The 18,191-nt window shown below is 37.9% G+C and carries 10 protein-coding genes; 9 read left to right on the forward strand and 1 reads right to left on the reverse strand.

Annotated features, from left to right (window positions below; translation table 11 throughout):
* Nucleotides 1-63 precede the first annotated feature (63 nt).
* The 6 genes from MY04_RS20510 (at nt 64) to MY04_RS20535 (ending at nt 10,672) form a co-directional block, all read left to right on the forward strand.
* Nucleotides 64-3,474: an NPCBM/NEW2 domain-containing protein gene (locus MY04_RS20510; RefSeq protein WP_066213621.1), complete on the forward strand. Its 3,411-nt coding sequence runs from the start codon at nt 64-66 to the stop codon at nt 3,472-3,474.
* Nucleotides 3,475-3,486: 12 nt separating this feature from the next.
* Nucleotides 3,487-6,603, forward strand: a complete 3,117-nt coding sequence (locus MY04_RS20515; protein WP_084006032.1) for an Ig-like domain-containing protein — start codon at nt 3,487-3,489, stop codon at nt 6,601-6,603.
* A gap of 91 nt (nt 6,604-6,694) precedes the next feature.
* Nucleotides 6,695-8,077 carry a sulfatase gene (locus MY04_RS20520; RefSeq protein WP_066213626.1) on the forward strand — a complete coding sequence of 461 codons (1,383 nt, stop codon included), beginning with the start codon at nt 6,695-6,697 and terminating at the stop codon, nt 8,075-8,077.
* Nucleotides 8,078-8,083: 6 nt separating this feature from the next.
* Entirely contained in the window at nt 8,084-8,761 is a 678-nt protein-coding gene (locus MY04_RS20525) for a hypothetical protein (RefSeq protein WP_066213629.1), read from the forward strand.
* Nucleotides 8,762-8,786: 25 nt separating this feature from the next.
* Nucleotides 8,787-9,707, forward strand: coding sequence for a hypothetical protein (locus MY04_RS20530; protein ID WP_066213632.1), 921 nt, complete (start codon nt 8,787-8,789; stop codon nt 9,705-9,707).
* Between the two features lie 110 nt (nt 9,708-9,817).
* Nucleotides 9,818-10,672 carry an alpha/beta hydrolase gene (locus MY04_RS20535; RefSeq protein WP_066213635.1) on the forward strand — a complete coding sequence of 285 codons (855 nt, stop codon included), beginning with the start codon at nt 9,818-9,820 and terminating at the stop codon, nt 10,670-10,672.
* 260 nt (nt 10,673-10,932) lie between these two features.
* Here the strand turns inward: MY04_RS20535 and MY04_RS20540 are convergent, their stop codons facing one another.
* On the reverse strand, nt 10,933-11,865 hold the full coding sequence (locus tag MY04_RS20540; protein ID WP_066213637.1) for a putative phage abortive infection protein: 933 nt from the start codon (nt 11,863-11,865) through the stop codon (nt 10,933-10,935).
* Nucleotides 11,866-12,150: 285 nt separating this feature from the next.
* Here MY04_RS20540 and MY04_RS20545 point away from each other — a divergent pair, with 285 nt between their 5' ends.
* The 3 genes from MY04_RS20545 to MY04_RS20555 all read left to right on the forward strand — a co-directional run bounded on the left by MY04_RS20545 (nt 12,151) and on the right by MY04_RS20555 (nt 18,187).
* Entirely contained in the window at nt 12,151-13,671 is a 1,521-nt protein-coding gene (locus tag MY04_RS20545) for an alpha-L-fucosidase (RefSeq protein ID WP_066213641.1), read from the forward strand.
* Between the two features lie 252 nt (nt 13,672-13,923).
* Nucleotides 13,924-15,537 (forward strand): sulfatase family protein, encoded by a 1,614-nt coding sequence (locus MY04_RS20550; RefSeq protein ID WP_066213643.1) that lies wholly within the window; start codon nt 13,924-13,926, stop codon nt 15,535-15,537.
* A 130-nt stretch (nt 15,538-15,667) separates the two neighbouring features.
* Nucleotides 15,668-18,187 (forward strand): glycoside hydrolase family 2 TIM barrel-domain containing protein, encoded by a 2,520-nt coding sequence (locus MY04_RS20555; protein WP_066213646.1) that lies wholly within the window; start codon nt 15,668-15,670, stop codon nt 18,185-18,187.
* Nucleotides 18,188-18,191 lie beyond the last annotated feature (4 nt).

Here is an 18,191-nt window from a genome sequence, read left to right on the forward strand (position 1 = left end):
AGCGGTGTGTATCAAAAACATGCCGCTACAAAATGAAATGAATTAAAAAATAAACATCGACAAATGAAAAACATTACTATTTATCTTCTGTTATTTCTGTTTAGCATCGTCGGTCTTCAAGCGCAGGAATGTAATACGCTTATTGATGACAATTTTGAAGAAGATACCGATATGGAGAATCTTCCATCATACATTAGTTTGAATACTTCTGGCAATGTGAACGGTGGCGATATCTACTTTAAAGATGGTATGCTTCATATGGAGACTCCTCCTACAGTAGGGCATGCAAAAGCGAACATTAATTTCGGTAATTTTACGCAAAGCGAATTTGAAATCTCTTTCAAAATAAAATCTAGTAATAGTGGTAGTTATACTTTTAAAATGGATTTTTTTGATGCCAGTAATAAATGTTGGATTTCACTAAAATATCCTGACTATGGTAACAGGGATCTTCGTTGGGATATTCTTGAAAATGGTAATACGCCAGGTGGTAGTAATTTCCCTAGTGAAAACTCATTATTAGATGGTGAATATCTAGCGGATACATGGTATGATGTACGTATGGTATTTAATGCCGACCATCAAGTATCACTTTATTTGGATGGTGTATTGAAGTTTGCTAACCTTCCGTTACCAGAAGTGGTGAAAGGTTCTCCGATCACGACGGTAAAAATGTACTCTCAAGGATCGTTAAACAATGGTGTGATCACTTTCTTCGATTATTTTAAAACAGTTGAAGGTCCACAACTTAATAAAGATCTTATTGCTAAAAGCATTATCGATGCTGAAAACTTTTTAGAACTAAAAGAATCATCAGGTCAATATCCTCAAGAAGCGATTGATCAGTTAAAAGCAGATATCGCTAAAGCAAAGGCAACAATGAATGACTGTAGTATTTCTCAAGAAGAAATGGATGCTGCTGCTGCTGAAATGGATAAAGCTTTGGAAGAATTCAAAGGTCAGATTATCGTTATTCCTACGGATGTGACAGTGTCTGTTAATTGGAACGAACTTTTGATGGAAAGAAAAGCAGAATGGTTTGGAGCTAATTCTACTTATAATGCTGATGGACAAGGTTTATGGAATCCAGATATGGACGACTTCGAACCAAGAGTGATTGATTTAGCGAATTATACAGGTTCCGCTTATTTTAGATTCCCTGGTGGAACAATGGCCAATTTATACAATTGGAAAAGAGCAATTGGTCCAACAAGCGATAGAATCGATAACCTAGACGCTCACAACGATGGTAAAGCTTTCCATAACAACTTTGGACCAGACGAGTTTGGTAAATTATTAAATACAACTTATTTAGAAGATGGTTCAATTGTAGTTCCTTTCGCTTACGGAACGCCTCAAGATGCAGCCGATTTTGTGGAATACATGAACGCAGAGGTAGGAGCAAATCCAAATGGAGGAAAAGATTGGGCCTTAGAAAGAGCGAAAAATGGTCAGTATGAACCTTATAATATTAAAGTTTGGGAGATTGGTAACGAGTTGTTCGGCGATTGGGAATTATCAGTAATGAACTACCCATTAAGTGGAGATGATATCCGCGGTGGAGAATCAATTCGTAAAGGCGATGCTAGTTTCTATGTATATGGTGGTACAGAAAGATTTACCAACCAAAGAGCCGTAAAACAATCGACTTGGGTCGTTGACGAATGTAAATTAGATGGCTCACCCGATCAAGAGTTTTATGTAAAATTCCCTCCTATAGATATGTCACGGGACTTTAAAGTGATGATTGAAGGAGAAGAATGGACAGAAGTTTTAAACTTTGATAACTCCTCTGCAACGGATAAACACTACGTTGTGACAAGTGCTAAAAACGGTACTTTCGTTTTCGGAGACGGGGTAAACGGTGCTATTCCAGAAAGTTTAGGTGATGTTGTTTTAGACTATACTACTGGCCCTCATGCAGGTTTTAGTGCTTACTACCAAGCTATGAAAGCGGTAGACCCAAGCATTACTGTGGTAAGTTGCTACGAAGGAGAAGACTTCTTTAAACATATGGCCGACATCAATGAGCCTTATGATGCTGTAGCCCGTCACTATTATCCAGGAGGTACTGCAAATGCAGGACAAGAATTTATTTTCGAGTTATCTCAAATAGCCAAATACAATTCTAGAGTAGACGATTTTAAAAACTATTTAGAGAAGTACGACAATACAGGTTTAAATGGTATCGAAGTACAACAATTCTTATCAGAATATGGCACACCAAGAAACTTCTCTGCTATTCCTCATGCGATGATCCTATGGCATCAAATGATGAACAATTATCAAAAAGAATTATTGGGAATTCAGACCCACTCTTTCTTTAAGAACGATGGAACTACTATGGTAGAAACGCGTTTTGGAGGCTTCTTGATGGCCAAAGGTTTTGCACATCACATCTTCACTCACTTGCACCAAAACAACTTTGTAAAAACAGGTTTTGAAGGAGAGAAGTACACACATAATAATGTAGAACTTTGGAATACGTATCCAACAGCATCAGTAAATGAAGACAACACAGTAGCAACAATTGTTATTCCTAACACTTCGGATGGAAAGCAATTACAAACCACTTTCGATTTTGCTTCACTTCCTTTCGATAAAGACGACAATGTGGTACTTAAGAAATGGGTGGCATTATCAGATAATCTGAGTGTAGACAATACTTCTGATGTTCCAAATAATGTGCGTTTAGAAGGTCCATTTGTAATTGACGATGCCAAGAACTTTAAGTTCGACAAGGTAGATCCATATACAGTAACCGTTTACCAGTGGTCGGTTTCAGATGAAGAAGAAATTACATATCTACATGATATTCAACCAAAAATTAGTTACGGACAAGTAAGTAATGAATACGGTTTCTCTGAGGATTCAGTATTGGTAATCAATGGTTCACAACACGATCATTCAGTGACTTTAAGTTACAATACAGAAGCAGAATACGATATCAAAAACTACTTCGATTACTTTGAAGCAGAAATTGGTTTGGAGGATAACTTTATCGGTGGTAGCGTTATTCTAAAAATCTTTGGTGATGACGAATTGATCTACGAATCGTTACCAATTGGGGAAAACACTCCATTAGAATACATCAGTGTAGATGTTAGAGGTGTAGAGAAATTACGTTTTGAGACAAAACCAAATCAAGGATTAGGTATCAATTTAGGGATGGGACATGCTCGACTATATAAAAACGAGAACTACAACGACGATGTCACAGGAATTGAATTAGAAAGAAAAGCCTTAAACATCTCGCCTAACCCTTTCCAGAGTAGAATACATGTTGCCTTGCCAAAAGCAGTAAGTGGAACACTTATGATTCACGATGTAATGGGCAGAGTAGTCGTGCAGCAAAAGCTTCATCAGAAAATCGCTATTGATCTTGATTTATCATTCTTGAACAATGGTATGTATATCGTGAATGTTTACAACAACGAGGAAGTATATGTAGGCAAAATATTGAAATCTAACTAACACTTATATCCTATGAACATGAAATGCAAATTAACTTTCGTCTTATTATTACTTATGTCCTTGTGCTCGTATGCACAGGAACCTGTAACAATTACCTATAATTTTCAATATGGATTTAAAGCATCAACTACTGGAGTAGAGGATAATGTTTTATATCCTCAGCGAGCAATTGTAGGTGGTTCTAGACTAGAAAATCAAGGTATTGTTGATAATATGGCGGTCACAAAGATTGTCAACAACAATGCGACAAATTATAATAATACTTTTTTCCGATTTGATATTTATACTGGTAAAGGAACTCAGTTTAAAATCAATAAAGTTAGAGTAATTCAGAAATCGGAGCACGCCGGAGATCCTGATGCTATTGCTGAAGGTGGTAGTGGTAATACCTATCTTTTTAGAGTGGGTACACAACTAAATGGTGCATCAATCTCGAATTCTGATCCGGAACAATCATCAGAGAATCTTTTATTTTCTGATGTGTTAGAAGAAACAGAATATACTCCAGGGGCAGCATATAGCTCAGTGAAAAATGGAGAATACGTATCGGTTTATCTAACAGGTAGAGGAGAACGTGTAGGAGGAACCTCCATCCCTGATGAAGACGGTGGAGGAGTTCACGAAGACGATATCTTCGATTGGACAGTAGACGAAGTGATTATCGAAGGTGAATATGTAGCGGGTCTTTCGATTCCAACTTTTGAAGTGGATTATGCTTTAGACGATAGAGACATGACAGCTGTATCCACTCACGCTGCTGTAAGTGCCACAGAAATGATAAGACAAGGCGGTGAATCTCAGTGGAAACAAGACAGAACTTTTAGTATCCGTTTAGCCAGTAATACTAATAATTTAGGATTTGGTAATGTTGGTTTTATCTATGATATGAATGTCGCCGATGGTTATAAGGCAATGATCAATAATTATGAATTGAAATTTGCAGGTTCTGGTGAGTATAGTCAATCAAGAGCCTATAGAGCCTCAATTTATCATGATAAAAGTAGAGATGGCTCAGGCACAAGAGTGGATTATTATCAAGCAGATGTACTTGCAGGTGTCGAAAAATATGGTGATAACATCAGAGACATCGATTATATGTCGGCTTTCTTTACAGACAATCTGACTTTCGATGGGGATTATTCGTTTATGATCGGCTTAAACAGAACAGGTAAAACGGATAATGTTCAGCTTAGAGAATATTTCACTTTCGACCATGTTACGATTCGTGGTACGGCCATTCCAGAAAATGCCGATGCTTTGTATCAAGAAATCTTGGTTGGTCAGGATTTATTTGTGAATGCAGTAATTGGAAGCGGAGCGGACGAGTACTTACAAGAAATTGTCAATCGTTACAAAGACGAGCTTCAAATTGCTGTAGATGTAGCTTTCGATGAGTCGAAAACTGCTGAAGAGTTAAATGCTAAATTCACTTATGTAGAATGGTTGAATGAGCATTTTAGAAACAACACCAATAGCAGAAGCAATGTTGCTCCAGTGGTCACAGATAAGAGTATTGAAACCTCTAAAAACGGTGCAGCTCAGTTTACATTAGAAGGAACAGATGCAGACGATGATTTATTGAAATTCGAAATCAAAACGCAACCTCAAAATGGTAGTGTTTCTATGATTGATGGCGCATATTACTACACTCCAAATGCGGAATATGTAGGAAATGATTCTTTTACTTATGTAGCCAACGATGCTCGTGAGGATTCTAATGAAGGTACTGTTTCAGTGACTGTAATTAACGATGGAAATACAGCTCCAGTAGCTAAAGAACAAGATCTTGAAATTATGTCTGGAGAATCGTTAGCCATCACTTTAGAAGCCACAGATGCTGACGGAGATGCACTTACTTATTTTGTAGAAGATCAACCTTCAAACGGTCAGTTAACCGGTACTCCTCCAAATGTAACGTATGTATCAAATGCTGGTTTCGAAGGAGAAGATAGCTTTACTTTTAAAGCATTCGATGGTAGTGCTTTCAGTAATATTGCAACAGTAAAAATTACAGTAACGCCTATCCCAAACAATCCTCCAGTCGCTCAAGATCAATCACTAGAAGTGATGACGACCAAACAGGTGGATATCGTTCTTACTGCCACAGATGCTGACAATGACGAGTTAACTTTTGAACTGGTGGATGGACCATCTAACGGTATTTTATCAGGTGATATTCCTAACCTAACATATACTCCAAATGCAGCATTTTTAGGAGAAGATACCTTCACTTTTAAAGCATTTGATGGTAAAGATTACAGTAATACAGCAACAGTTACGGTAAATGTTATTGAGTTTGTTAATACCAAGCCAGTGGCAGATCATCAAGATTTCTTGATCAATCAGAGTCAGAAAGTAGAGTTTACTTTAACAGCTACCGACGATGATAATGATCCGATTACATTCAGAATTGTAGCACAACCTGAAAACGGTGTAATTGAAGGAGATATTCCAAACTTGAGTTATACACCAAATTTTGGTTTCCATGGGGAAGATAAACTTTCTTTTGTAGCCAATGATGGAACAGATGATAGTGAAGTGGCATATATCACATTTAATGTTAGAGATATTGGTGAGGGTGGGTCTGATAATACTCCTCCAACCGTAGAAAATATATCGGTTTCAGTTGAGAATACGGAGTCTATATTAATTGAATTATTAGGTACAGATGAAGATAATGATCTTTTGACCTACCATGTGATAAAAACGGTAGAAAACGGTCGTTTGGATCAATTTGATAACCAGATAGAATACTATCCAAATGCTGGTTTTGAAGGAGAAGATACCTTTACTTACACAGCCAATGATGGAGAACTAGAAAGTAATATTGGTACAGTAACAATTACAGTAACCAATGGTCAGATTACCGGAATCCAAGATCAATTAGCGAGTGTGATTGATATGAAAGTGATGTCATCTAAAGTAGTCTTACAAGATAAATCTCAAACCAATCAAACAGTAAGTTTGGGTATATATCAGTTAGAAGGTAAACAATTGATAAATAAAGAAATACAACTGTCCGCAAATGCAGTAGAAACTGTCCAATACCAATTTGAGAAGAGTAAAGTGTATATCTTAAAACTAAATACAACGAAAGGTCAAATGACTAGAAAAGTGATCTTTAACTAACTGTCTTTATTGATAGGTGTTGGGGGAGTTTATTTTAGACTTTCCCAACACCAAAAAAACATTCAAATAATAACTATTAAATAAACTACTTATGAAGCTACTCAACGTACTTCTATTCCTTCTTTTCACTACTTCTTTGTTTGCTCAGAAAAATGTCGTACAAATTATAGTCGACGATTTGGGGTGGACTGATTTAGGGTGTTACGGAAGTGATTATTACGAAACGCCATCGATAGATGCTTTGGCGGATAAGTCAATTAAATTCACGAATTCTTATGCTTCTTGTAATGTTTGTTCACCAACAAGAGCAAGTATTGTTACAGGGAAATATCCCGCTTCTTTAAACCTAACCGATTGGATTGAAGGTTGGAAGTATCCGAAAGCTAAATTTTTACCACCGGAATGGACCATGTATTTGGATCCTAGTATTCCAACGATTGGACAAATTTTTAAGGAAAATGGGTACAAAACGGCTCATTTTGGAAAATGGCACTTAGGGGAAGCAGAAAAATATTGGCCAGAAAATCATGGATTTGATGAGAACCATGGCGGATGGAGAAAAGGTGCTCCTAACAAAAATAAAAAAGCAGGAAGCAACGGCTATTTTGCTCCATACGGCAACCCTAGATTGGAAGACGGACCGGAAGGAGAATACCTAACCGAGCGTTTAGCATCGGATGTATGTCAGTTTCTCGAAGCAAATAAAGACACTACTTTCTTTGTGAACCTTTGGTTTTACAATGTGCACACACCACTTCAGGCAAAACAAGAAAAAGTCGATCACTATCAGCAGAAAGAGAAAGGGGAACATCATCATAATGCTACTTATGCAGCGATGGTGGAACACGTTGATGATGCGACAGGGATTGTACTTTCAAAATTAGAAGAGTTGGATTTGATGAAAAATACCATCATCATCTTTAGTTCTGATAATGGTGGTTTGCACGGAAAGAAAAAGCGACCGGTGACATCAAATTATCCTTTGAGAGGTGGAAAAGGAATGATCTACGAAGGGGGGATACGTATTCCTACTTTGATTTATCACCCACAACACAATGCACGAATCGAATCAACATCGATTTCAAGTATTGATTATTTGCCAACTTTGGTGGATTTGGCAGGGGTGAATGTGAATAAAAAAGTGAAGAAAGATTGGGATGGTACTTCTCTTGCAAATCTGGTCACAAATGAAAAAGAAGTTGATCGACCATTGTTCTGGCATTATCCTCATTATCATCAGCAAGGGGCGGTGCCTCATACGGCTATCCTCGATGGAGATTGGAAGCTAATTCATAATATCGAATTGGATAAGTATGAGCTTTATAATGTGAAGGAGGATATATCAGAAAAAAATAATTGTATCGATTCTCATCAAGGAGTCTATAAGAAACTATTGAAAAAAATGGAGACATGGAAAAGGGAAGTCCACGCACAAATGCCTGTTCATAATCCTAACTATCAACCATCAAAGTAATCAAAAATGAGAAAGCTAATTCTATTTTTATTGTTAAGTATTCCTATAACAATCACATCCTTGTTTGCACAAACGGAATCTTATGAAAAAATCACAAAGAATGAGAAAGAGGGGATAGAAAAGAGTGTAGATAAAATGAGTGAAGTGTTGGGGCTGAGTTCAAAACAAGTGAGACAAATGAAGGAAATTCGTCTTTCCCTTTTAAAGGATCAGAAAGTGAATATTCATTTTTATGGAAAGGGGAGTGAACAATATAAAAAGCGATATGATCAGTTTTTTAAAGAGAGAGGGGAAATTCTAACTTCTACACAGATTATTGATTGGAAAGCACATCAGAGTGCGAATAAGGAGATTCGAAAATATAAGCAGCACATTAAAATTACAAAACATCAGCATTTTGAGTTACAGAAAACATTATCTGAACTGTTCAAGACTTTGGAGTATGCAGCTCAAGATACATCTCTGACTTTGGATCAAGATGTAGTAATTAAAAAGCGGGCTTATCAGAGATTCTGGGCAGATAAGAAAGAGATTTTGAGTAAGAACCAAAGTAAAACGCTTAGGGAACATTGGGAGGAAAGTCAGAAAAACAAAACAGATAATAAATCAAGAGAGAGCAGGTATTTGTATATCAACTCTTTCGAAAGTGAGCCTACACTTTTAGAGGCTTATACCGAAGAATAAAGATTACCCTTCAAAAAAAAGTATAATGATGATAAGAAAAACATTATTGATGTGTGTACTACTTTCTATTTTTTGTGGTTGTGCTACAGCAACAAAAAGTAACGACGAAACACCAACAGAAAAGAAGAAATACAAAGGCAATCTAGAGTTAGTAATTGCAGATGTAAAGCAAATGCAGATCCATAATAAATTGAAAGACTCTACTCAAGTGGATCACCTTTTGGATGGATTTGAGAAGATGAAAGTAGATGGCGTTCGTATTACTATTTTCGGAGATGGTGTCAATCCCAATCCCGAACTTTTTGATTACCTCTACAAAGAATCAAGAAAAAGAGGCTTTAAGATTTTTGCCAATCCTGCTTTATGGGAGGGAGCAAGACGTATCGTGAATAAAATCAATAAAGGAAAGGATACGGGTAAAGAGGTTTTAGGCGATATGGAAGCGACTCAGGTATTGGTCGATAGAATCATTGCTTTTTCTAAGGAATACCCCGCAGAATGGATTTGTCCGTTTAATGAAGACGGCCACCCTGGAAAATATTGGACGGCAGAACAAATAAGCGAAACGTACAAACGTATCTATGGTAAATTGGGGAATGCCACTTTGGTGGGTCCTTGTACATGGGGTATTGGTTCTGGTACTAAGATTTTAAATCAGACAGATATCAAACAATATATTTCTATAGCCACTTCTCATAACTTAGGTTTTGAACATAAGAAATGGGAGAAGTTCATCGCTTCAGCGGATGGAATGAAAGTGTGGGATTCGGAAACCAACATGAATAAAAAGTACGAAGATCGTGCAATTCGTATCGAAGCGGCCATAGACGCAGGTGTAAACGGTTTGGTGCTTTACGATTGTTGGAAAGGAGTAGATCTAACCAACGGTAATTTAAATGCTGAAGGGGAAAGATGGGTGAGTAAATACTTGGCAGAAGAGCAGTAATTAGCAAAATGTATAAAGAGAAAAAGGAGAAAGGAGTACGTTGGAGGTATAACTTTCTCCTTTTTTGTAAATGCCAAGTGGTGAATATCAGATATTAATTAAATAGTGAAATGAACAAACAATTTATTCTCTTATTAATGGGCTTTCTTGTGCTTGAAGTTACTTTTGCACAAGAGAAATTAGTGTTTAAAAATATCGATTCCTTAGACCTTCATTTAGAAGTCTATCGACCAGAAAAAATGAAGAAAGGGAAAGCCTATCCCGCCATGGTTTTTTATTTTGGAGGTGGATGGGTCAGTGGTTCTACCAATCAGTTTAAAACTCAAGCAATACATTATGCCGAGAAAGGAATTATTTGTTTTTTGGCAGAATACAGAGTCACCAAAAGAAATAATTCTACCCCTTTTCAATCTCTTACTGATGCAAAATCGGCTATCCGTTTTATTAGAAAGAATGCTGAGGATTTACAAGTCGATCCAACAAAAATTATTGCTTCTGGAGGATCTGCAGGTGGACACTTAGCCGCAGCAACAGCCACTATAGAAGGGTATAACGAACCAACAGATGATCTATCGTATAGCTGTAGACCAAACGCATTAGTCCTGTTCAATCCAGTGATTGATAATGGACCCGGAGGCTATGGTTTTGATAGAGTAGGAATGGCTTATAAAAGCTTTTCGCCACTTCATAATATTGTAGCGGGTGCTCCTCCTACAATTATTCTCATTGGAGATAATGACCATTTAATTCCTGTAACTACTGTGGAATACTATCAACACATTATGGAAAAGGTAGGTAGTAGATGTGATTTAAAAGTATACGAAGGGGGCAAGCATGGTTTCTTCAACTATAGTAAAAAGGATAAGACGTTTTACAAAAGGACATTGAAAGATACAGATGATTTCTTGGAGTCGTTGGGGTATACCATCATCAAATCCGATAGGTTGAAACCCATCGTTGAGTAAAATATTCCACCCATGCTTATTGTAGTTTGAGTTACTTATTAATTGGATTGGGTGTAAAGACTAACACTTATCTAGTGGTTTAAACCACTAGATTTCCATTTACCATAAGGTGATTGGCTTGAGTTTTAGTGTAAAGAATTTGTCATTTTCTTTACATACTAATATATCTATGTAAAGATTTTGCAATTTTCTTTATATAGGTTTGTGGTATGTAAAGATTTTTTGGTTTTCTATGTATTGGTTTCAATCAAAAGTTAAACCTACAACCCCTCATACTCAAACCTCATCTCAAAGAACTCTTTAGGATCAATCTCTCCTAAAAACTTAGGAGGGATATTCTTAATCAGTTCGTACTTTTCGATCCATCGGTTTTCTCTCCACTTTTTGCCCAAAACAGACATTGCATTATAGAAAATGATGGCCTGTTCGTAGGTTGTAAACTGTGCTCTTAACATTTTAATAAAAGATTGCTTTTCGTCTTCTGTTAAGAACTTCGTCTGATCTACATATTTTATGGTATGGTATAGATGACGGAAATAATTGCCCAATTTCGATTGGTGACCGACATAGAAAGGCACTTCCGCATTGTACTTACTTCTCTTCTTTTTTAGTTCCGTTATCAAATGTTCTGCTTGATGTGGAACATACTTATTTAGGATAGACACCAAAGCTTCCTCACCATGTTCTTGTAAGCCGAAATGAAATATCAAATAGGTAATATTCAACGTTAGTTCATGATATTCTTTCTCGCTTTGTTCATCACCTTTAGGGAGCAACTGCATCACCTCTTTTTGTAATTGATTACACTGTTGGTATAAAGCAATAAACACCTCTCTTCCTTTTTTGGTAATGAGTTCTTCAGAAGCAGGGTCTTTATGTCTAAGCAATTCGACATTCTCCCTGTGGTACTTCATCATCTCGAAAAACTTGACTTCGAATTGTTGTCTTTCGAAGAGTTTTCTTTGCCATTTAATGGTCTCATAAATCAAGATGAAACCTACCAACGAGAAGATGGGGCCAATTGTTCCCGCTATGAAAGATCCATACTTACTAAGCACTTCCATGTCTACACCCAAGAAAGATTCATAGAGATGATAATCCAGGAAAAAGACGAGCATTACAGAGATTCCTGTAATGGCCAAGAACACAGAAAGTGTAAGGGAAATATTGATCTTCTTTAATAGCTTCAACATAGTTATGATGATGGTGTTACCTCAAAAGTACGAGTAAAATGTGGCTCCTCTTGCATTTCGAAAGGATTATTATGTATTCCTCTTCTCGTGATTTTTCCCATTGTTCAATTAAAATCTAGTCAATTACAGTGCAAATTTTAACGATTAAGAGGGGAGTAATTTTTTTACCGCACTCTATAAATTGTAAAATTGATTTAGTTTATACTATGAGAAATGATAATTACCAATCAAGACACATCCTTCCACTTAATGGAATGATCTAAATTAACGAATATAGCTACAGAAATGAGACGAATTTTATTTTTTGCACTATTACCTTTTATCCTTGGTGCCTGTACACAAAAGGCCAATGATACAACAGAAAAGAAAAAGCACTTCGAGCCTAATTGGGAGTCGTTAAGTCAGTACGAATGTCCGGAATGGTTTAGAAACGCCAAGTTTGGTATCTACACTCACTGGGGAGTTTACTCAGCATCTATGGCCGAAGGCAACTCCGATTGGTACGGTAGAAACATGTACAACGACTGGCATCCAAACTATAAGTTTCACCTTAAAACTTACGGTGATCATAAAGAATTTGGGTATAAAGATCTAATTCCTCAGTTAACAGGAGAGAAATTTGATGCCGACGAGTGGGCTGAATTATTCCAAAACGCGGGAGCACAATTTGCAGGACCTGCAGGCGAACATGCCGATGGTTTTTCTATGTGGGATTCGAAAGTTAACCCTTGGAATTCGACGAAAATGGGTCCTAAGATCGATGTGGTCGCAGAGATGAAGAAAGCCGTGAAAAAGAGGGGAATGAAATACGTAGTAAGTATGCACCACTCTTGGTTGTGGGGATGGTACCCAACATGGGACGAAAATACCGATTGTGCCAATCCTGAATTTGCGGGGCTTTACGGTCCAAAAATTCCAGAATCTTCTCGTTTATTAAAAATTGGAGAGGAAAAAGGTTCGTACCCTATGCCTAGTCCAGAATTCGAGAAAATCTGGTTAGAAAAAGTAAAAGAAGTAGTCGATGGCTATTCGCCGGATTTACTTTGGTTCGACAACCGTGTACGCATCCTTTCGGAAGATATCAGAAAAGAAATGGTGGCTTATGTACATAACCACAGTGCAGAAAATAATGTAGAAAGAGTATTTACGTTTAAGCGTCCGGACTTCCCACTAGGTGTCGGTACAGTCGATTTAGAGCGTGAACGTATGCCTGATATTTATCCTGATCCATGGTTAACAGACACATCGATATCTAAAGCATCTTGGTCATGGACTTCCGATCTAAAGTGTTATCCTACCAACCGTCTAATTGATGATCTTGTAGATATCGTGAGTAAGAATGGCTGTTTATTGTTAAACGTAGCACCTCACCCAGATGGTAGTATTCCACAAGCACAAAAAGACCGTCTATTAGAGATGGGGGCATGGTTAAAAGTAAACGGAGAAGCGATTTACGATAGCCGTCCTTGGTTAATCTATGGTGAAGGCCCAACAAAAACAAAAAGCGGTCACTTAGCAGATACCAAATTTGATGGTTTTGGAGAAGAAGACATTCGTTTTACCACTAAAGGTGATCAGTTATATGCTATTGCTTTGGGTTGGCCAGAATCTGGTGAACTACCAATTAAATCTTTAGGTTTAATGGCATACAACTCTAAAGTAAAAGATATTGAAATGCTTGGACATGAAGGTAAGTTAAAATGGGAAAGAACTGAAGGAGCATTAAAAGTGAAGCTTCCAAAAGACAAACCATGTGAGCATGCTTATGTGTTTAAAATCAGTTTCTCTGGGAATAAAGAATCTTAATAAGTTGATGTTTTTAACAAGCGTCTCTACAAGTTAGTTTACTTCGTAGAGACGTTTGTGATAACATCAATGACTATTGGGAATCTATAAATATTTTGACTCAAATGGAGATATTATTGCTTTTAAAAAGCTGTTGGTCACGATTACTTATAAAATTAAATGTCCTCCATTGTTGATTGAGGAGGAAAAAGAGCTCATTGAGATTGGGCGATATACTTAACATCAAAAAATTGACATTAATAAGAAATAATAATGAAAAGGTTTAACAATCAAACACTCTTAAAGACGGGAATGTTACTTGCATTCTTGTTCTCCTCGGCAATATCAATTGCTCAGAAAAAAAAGCAACCTAATATCATTTATATTATGTCGGATGACCATGCGGCACATGCAATTGGTGCGTATGGCGGAAGATTATCCACTTTAAATCCAACTCCCAACTTAGATAAATTGGCCGATGGAGGTATCCGTTTTTCGAATGCCTTTTGTAACAATTCTATTTGTACACCAAGTAGAGCCTCGATAATTTCGGGTCAGTACCCACAAACCAATGGTGTTTTGGATTTGGATATCCACTTGGATCCCGAAAAGCAATATTTACCAAAAGAGATGAAAAAGTTGGGCTACAGCACTGCAATTGTAGGAAAGTGGCACTTGCACATCGAGCCATCGGCGTTTGATTACTACAAAGTATTACCGGGTCAGGGAAAGTATTTTAACCCTTCTTTCCTCGAGAAAGGAAAGGGCGAATGGCCAAACAATAAAGTGAAATCAGAAGGTCATTCTAGTGATGTAATTACTGATGTTACTATTAATTATTTAGAAAACAGAGACAAGACGAAGCCTTTCTTCTTGATGCATCATTATAAAGCACCTCACGATTTCTTTGAGTATGCACCACGTTACGAAGACTACTTGGCCGATACAGAAATTCCAGAACCATCGAGTTTGTATTATCAACCCAACTGGGGATCGGAAGCGACTAGAGGAGCCAACGATTCTTTAACGAACTATATCGGAACATCGGTTTCTGACCGTCATATGTACAGAAACTACAATAAGTTTTTCCATAAGGATTCTTTAGAAGGACAAAATTCTGCACACGTGGCGTATCAGGATTACCTAAAAAGATACCTTCGTTGTGTAAAAGGTGTAGACGATAACTTGGGTCGTTTATTCGATTATTTAAAAAAAGAAGGACTTTGGGAAAATACCATCATTGTATATACTGCAGACCAAGGAATGATGTTGGGTGAGCACGATTTACAGGACAAGCGTTGGATCTACGAAGAGTCGATGCGTATGCCGTTTATTGTACATTACCCTAAAATGATCGAGGAAGGTAGAGAAACAGATCTTTTGATTAACAATACGGATTTCGCTCCAACATTAATCGAAATGGCTGGCGGTAAAGCACCGGAATACATGCAAGGACATAGTTTTGCTAGAACATTAAAAGGCAAGGAAGAAAAAGACTGGAGAACGGCCACTTACTATCGCTATTGGATGCACATTATTCACCATTACGTACCGGCTCACTTTGGCTTGCGTACCAAAGATTACAAGTTGGTGTTCTACTACGGAAAACACTATTTACCTGAGTCGGAATTTGCGAAACACTATTGGGCGAAGCAATACCACGGAATCGAAAGAGAAACGCCTCATACATGGGAATTCTACGATCTGAAAAACGATCCGGAAGAATTACATAACAGATATAACGATCCGAAGTACCAAGACATTATCGCGAAGCTGAAAACAGAATTGAAACAACAAAGAGAAGAGTTGAATGAGACGGATGAGAATTATCCAGAAATTTCGGCAATTGTTGAAGAGTATTGGGATACAAAAACGCTTACAGAATAAGCGGATTTTTTAATTAAATAGATAAATACCCTCCCTTTTGAATAAATATTTTTACTCGAAGGGAGGGTATTTCTTTTACCTTGCTTTCAAGATTAAAAAAGCGAAACTCAACTAACAGATGAATTAAAGTATGAAACCAATAGTATTTTTTATTACTCTTTTCTTATCGTTGTCATCTTGTACGCAAGTCCAAAAGAGAACGGTAGACGATTTTAACTTCGATTGGAAGTTTATTAAAAGCGATCTCCAAAATGCAGAAAATACGTCTTTTGACGATGCTGAATGGCAAGACATCCGATTGCCTCACGATTGGAGTATCTTAGGTGGTTATCAAAAAGACAAAGGTGCTTCGAGTACCGGCTTTACAGAAGGTGGCATCGGGTGGTACCGCAAGACTTTTACCGTTCCATCATCAGATAAAGACAGAGAAATATGGATAGAGTTCGATGGTGTGTATTGTAATTCTACCGTCTTTATCAATGGGAAAAAATTAGGATTCAGACCTAGCGGATATTCGAGCTTTTCTTATGCTTTATCGGAGCATATCAACTTTGGAGAGGAAAATGTGATTGCCGTTAAAGTGGATCATTCCAACTTTGTTGATTCTCGATGGTATACAGGTTCGGGCATCTATCGTGATGTGCGTTTAGTGAAGACTTCGAAAACACATATCCCACAATGGGGCGTGCAAATCGAAACCCCCAAAGTATCTGATAAAGAAGCGACCGTTCGTGTGAAAACGAGCATCAAAGCAGCATCAAATAGTACTTCTGTGAAGGTGAGCCTGATGGACGAAAACCAGCAGGTAATTGCCGAAAGTGAAGCCAAAGCTTTAACGGGTGATGTAGTCGATCAGAAACTTCAAGTACTTCAACCAAAACGTTGGGATATAGATTCGCCACATCTATACACTGCAAAACTTCAGGTATTTGATAACGGTCAATTGGTGGATGAAACAGAAGAAAGATTCGGTATCAGAGACTTTGAGTTCGACTCGAAAAAAGGCTTCTTTCTCAATGGAAAAAATGTGAAGATCAAAGGCGTCAATTTGCATCATGATGTTGGAGCAGTTGGAGCAGCAGCAGTGAAAGATCATTGGGTATTCCGTTTGAAGAAATTGAAATCGGTGGGCGTAAATGCCATCCGTATGGCACACAATCCGCATTCTCCATTATTAATGGATTTGTGTGATGAAATGGGCTTTTTAGTCATGAACGAAGCATTTGATGAATGGTACGTTCCTAAGGCAAAAATGCTCACCTGCTTAGGTGGACAAAAAGCACCAATTGATATATCAGAGGGCTATCCTGAAGTATTTAGAGAGTGGGCAGAACGCGATCTGAAAGACTTGATTAGAAGAGATTATAACCATCCTTCGGTAATAATGTGGAGTATCGGTAACGAGATTGAATGGACTTTCCCAGCATATTCTCAGACGTATGCAAAGCTTCAAAAGGGCATCAGAGAGTATGAGGATACACCGACATTCGACACAACCGTAATTAAACCTGTATTCGAAAAGGTAACTGGTGGAGTAGATTCCCTATCGATCATCGCCCATCAATTATCGAAGTGGGTGAAAGAAGAAGATACGACCCGTCCGACCGTTTGTGGAAGTGTTCGTCCATCGATCGCCTTTGCAAGTGGATATGCCGATGCCGTAGATATTTTAGGATTAAACTACAGAGAGATCGATTACGATGCCGCTCACGAAGCCTTCCCGAACAAAATGATGTTAGGATCTGAAAATTGGGTAGCGTATTCGGAGTGGAAAGCCGTGCAAGAAAGAGACTTCATCCCAGGTATTTTTGTATGGACAGGCTTTGCTTACCTAGGTGAGGCAGGGTTGTGGCCAAGAAAGGGTTTAAACATCTCAATGTTCGACTTTGCAGGTTTCAAGAACCCAAGAGGTCATTTCTTCGAATGCCTATGGAAAGAAGATCCTAAGGTGTATATGGTAACGACCCCAGCTTCTGAATCGGAATTCTCCTACACTCAGAAAGGTGGTTGGAAATTCGATATCCAATTAAAAGAAAAGCCGGTTTGGGCTGAACTTCGATTATGGGAGTGGTACAAGGTCAACGAGCATTGGAACTACAAAGCTGGAGAGGAAATCGTTGTACAAACCTACACCAATTGCGAAGAAGCCGAACTTTTCCTAAATGGCAAAAGCTTGGGTAAACAGTCGCTATCCGATTTTGCAGAAACCGACAATATTATCAAATGGTTGGTGCCGTATCAAAAAGGTGAATTGAAAGTGGTAGGTTACAACAAAGGCAAAAAAGCCGAGGAATATGTACTTCACACTGTAGGTAAAATAGCCAAAATTGAAGTATCATCAGATCAAACACAAATGAGTGCCAATCAGTACGATGTGGCTCACATCACTGTGAAAATGTTCGATAAGAATGGATACGAAATCAAAAACTCGACAGAGGAAGTGAAATTCCACGTATCAGAAGAACTCGACTTGCTTGGTGTCGATAACGGCTCGGAGATGAATGTATCTCCTCATACTACCGATCATGTAAAATCGCATAAAGGTAGAGCATTGGCGATGGTGAGAGCGAAGGATAAAGTGGGGAGCGGGAAAGTGTATGTGAGTGTTGGGGAGTTGAGGAGTGATGTGGTGGAGATTGGGTTGGAGTAGAATA

It is taken from the genome of Flammeovirga sp. MY04 (assembly GCF_001682195.2).
GTDB lineage: Bacteria > Bacteroidota > Bacteroidia > Cytophagales > Flammeovirgaceae > Flammeovirga > Flammeovirga yaeyamensis.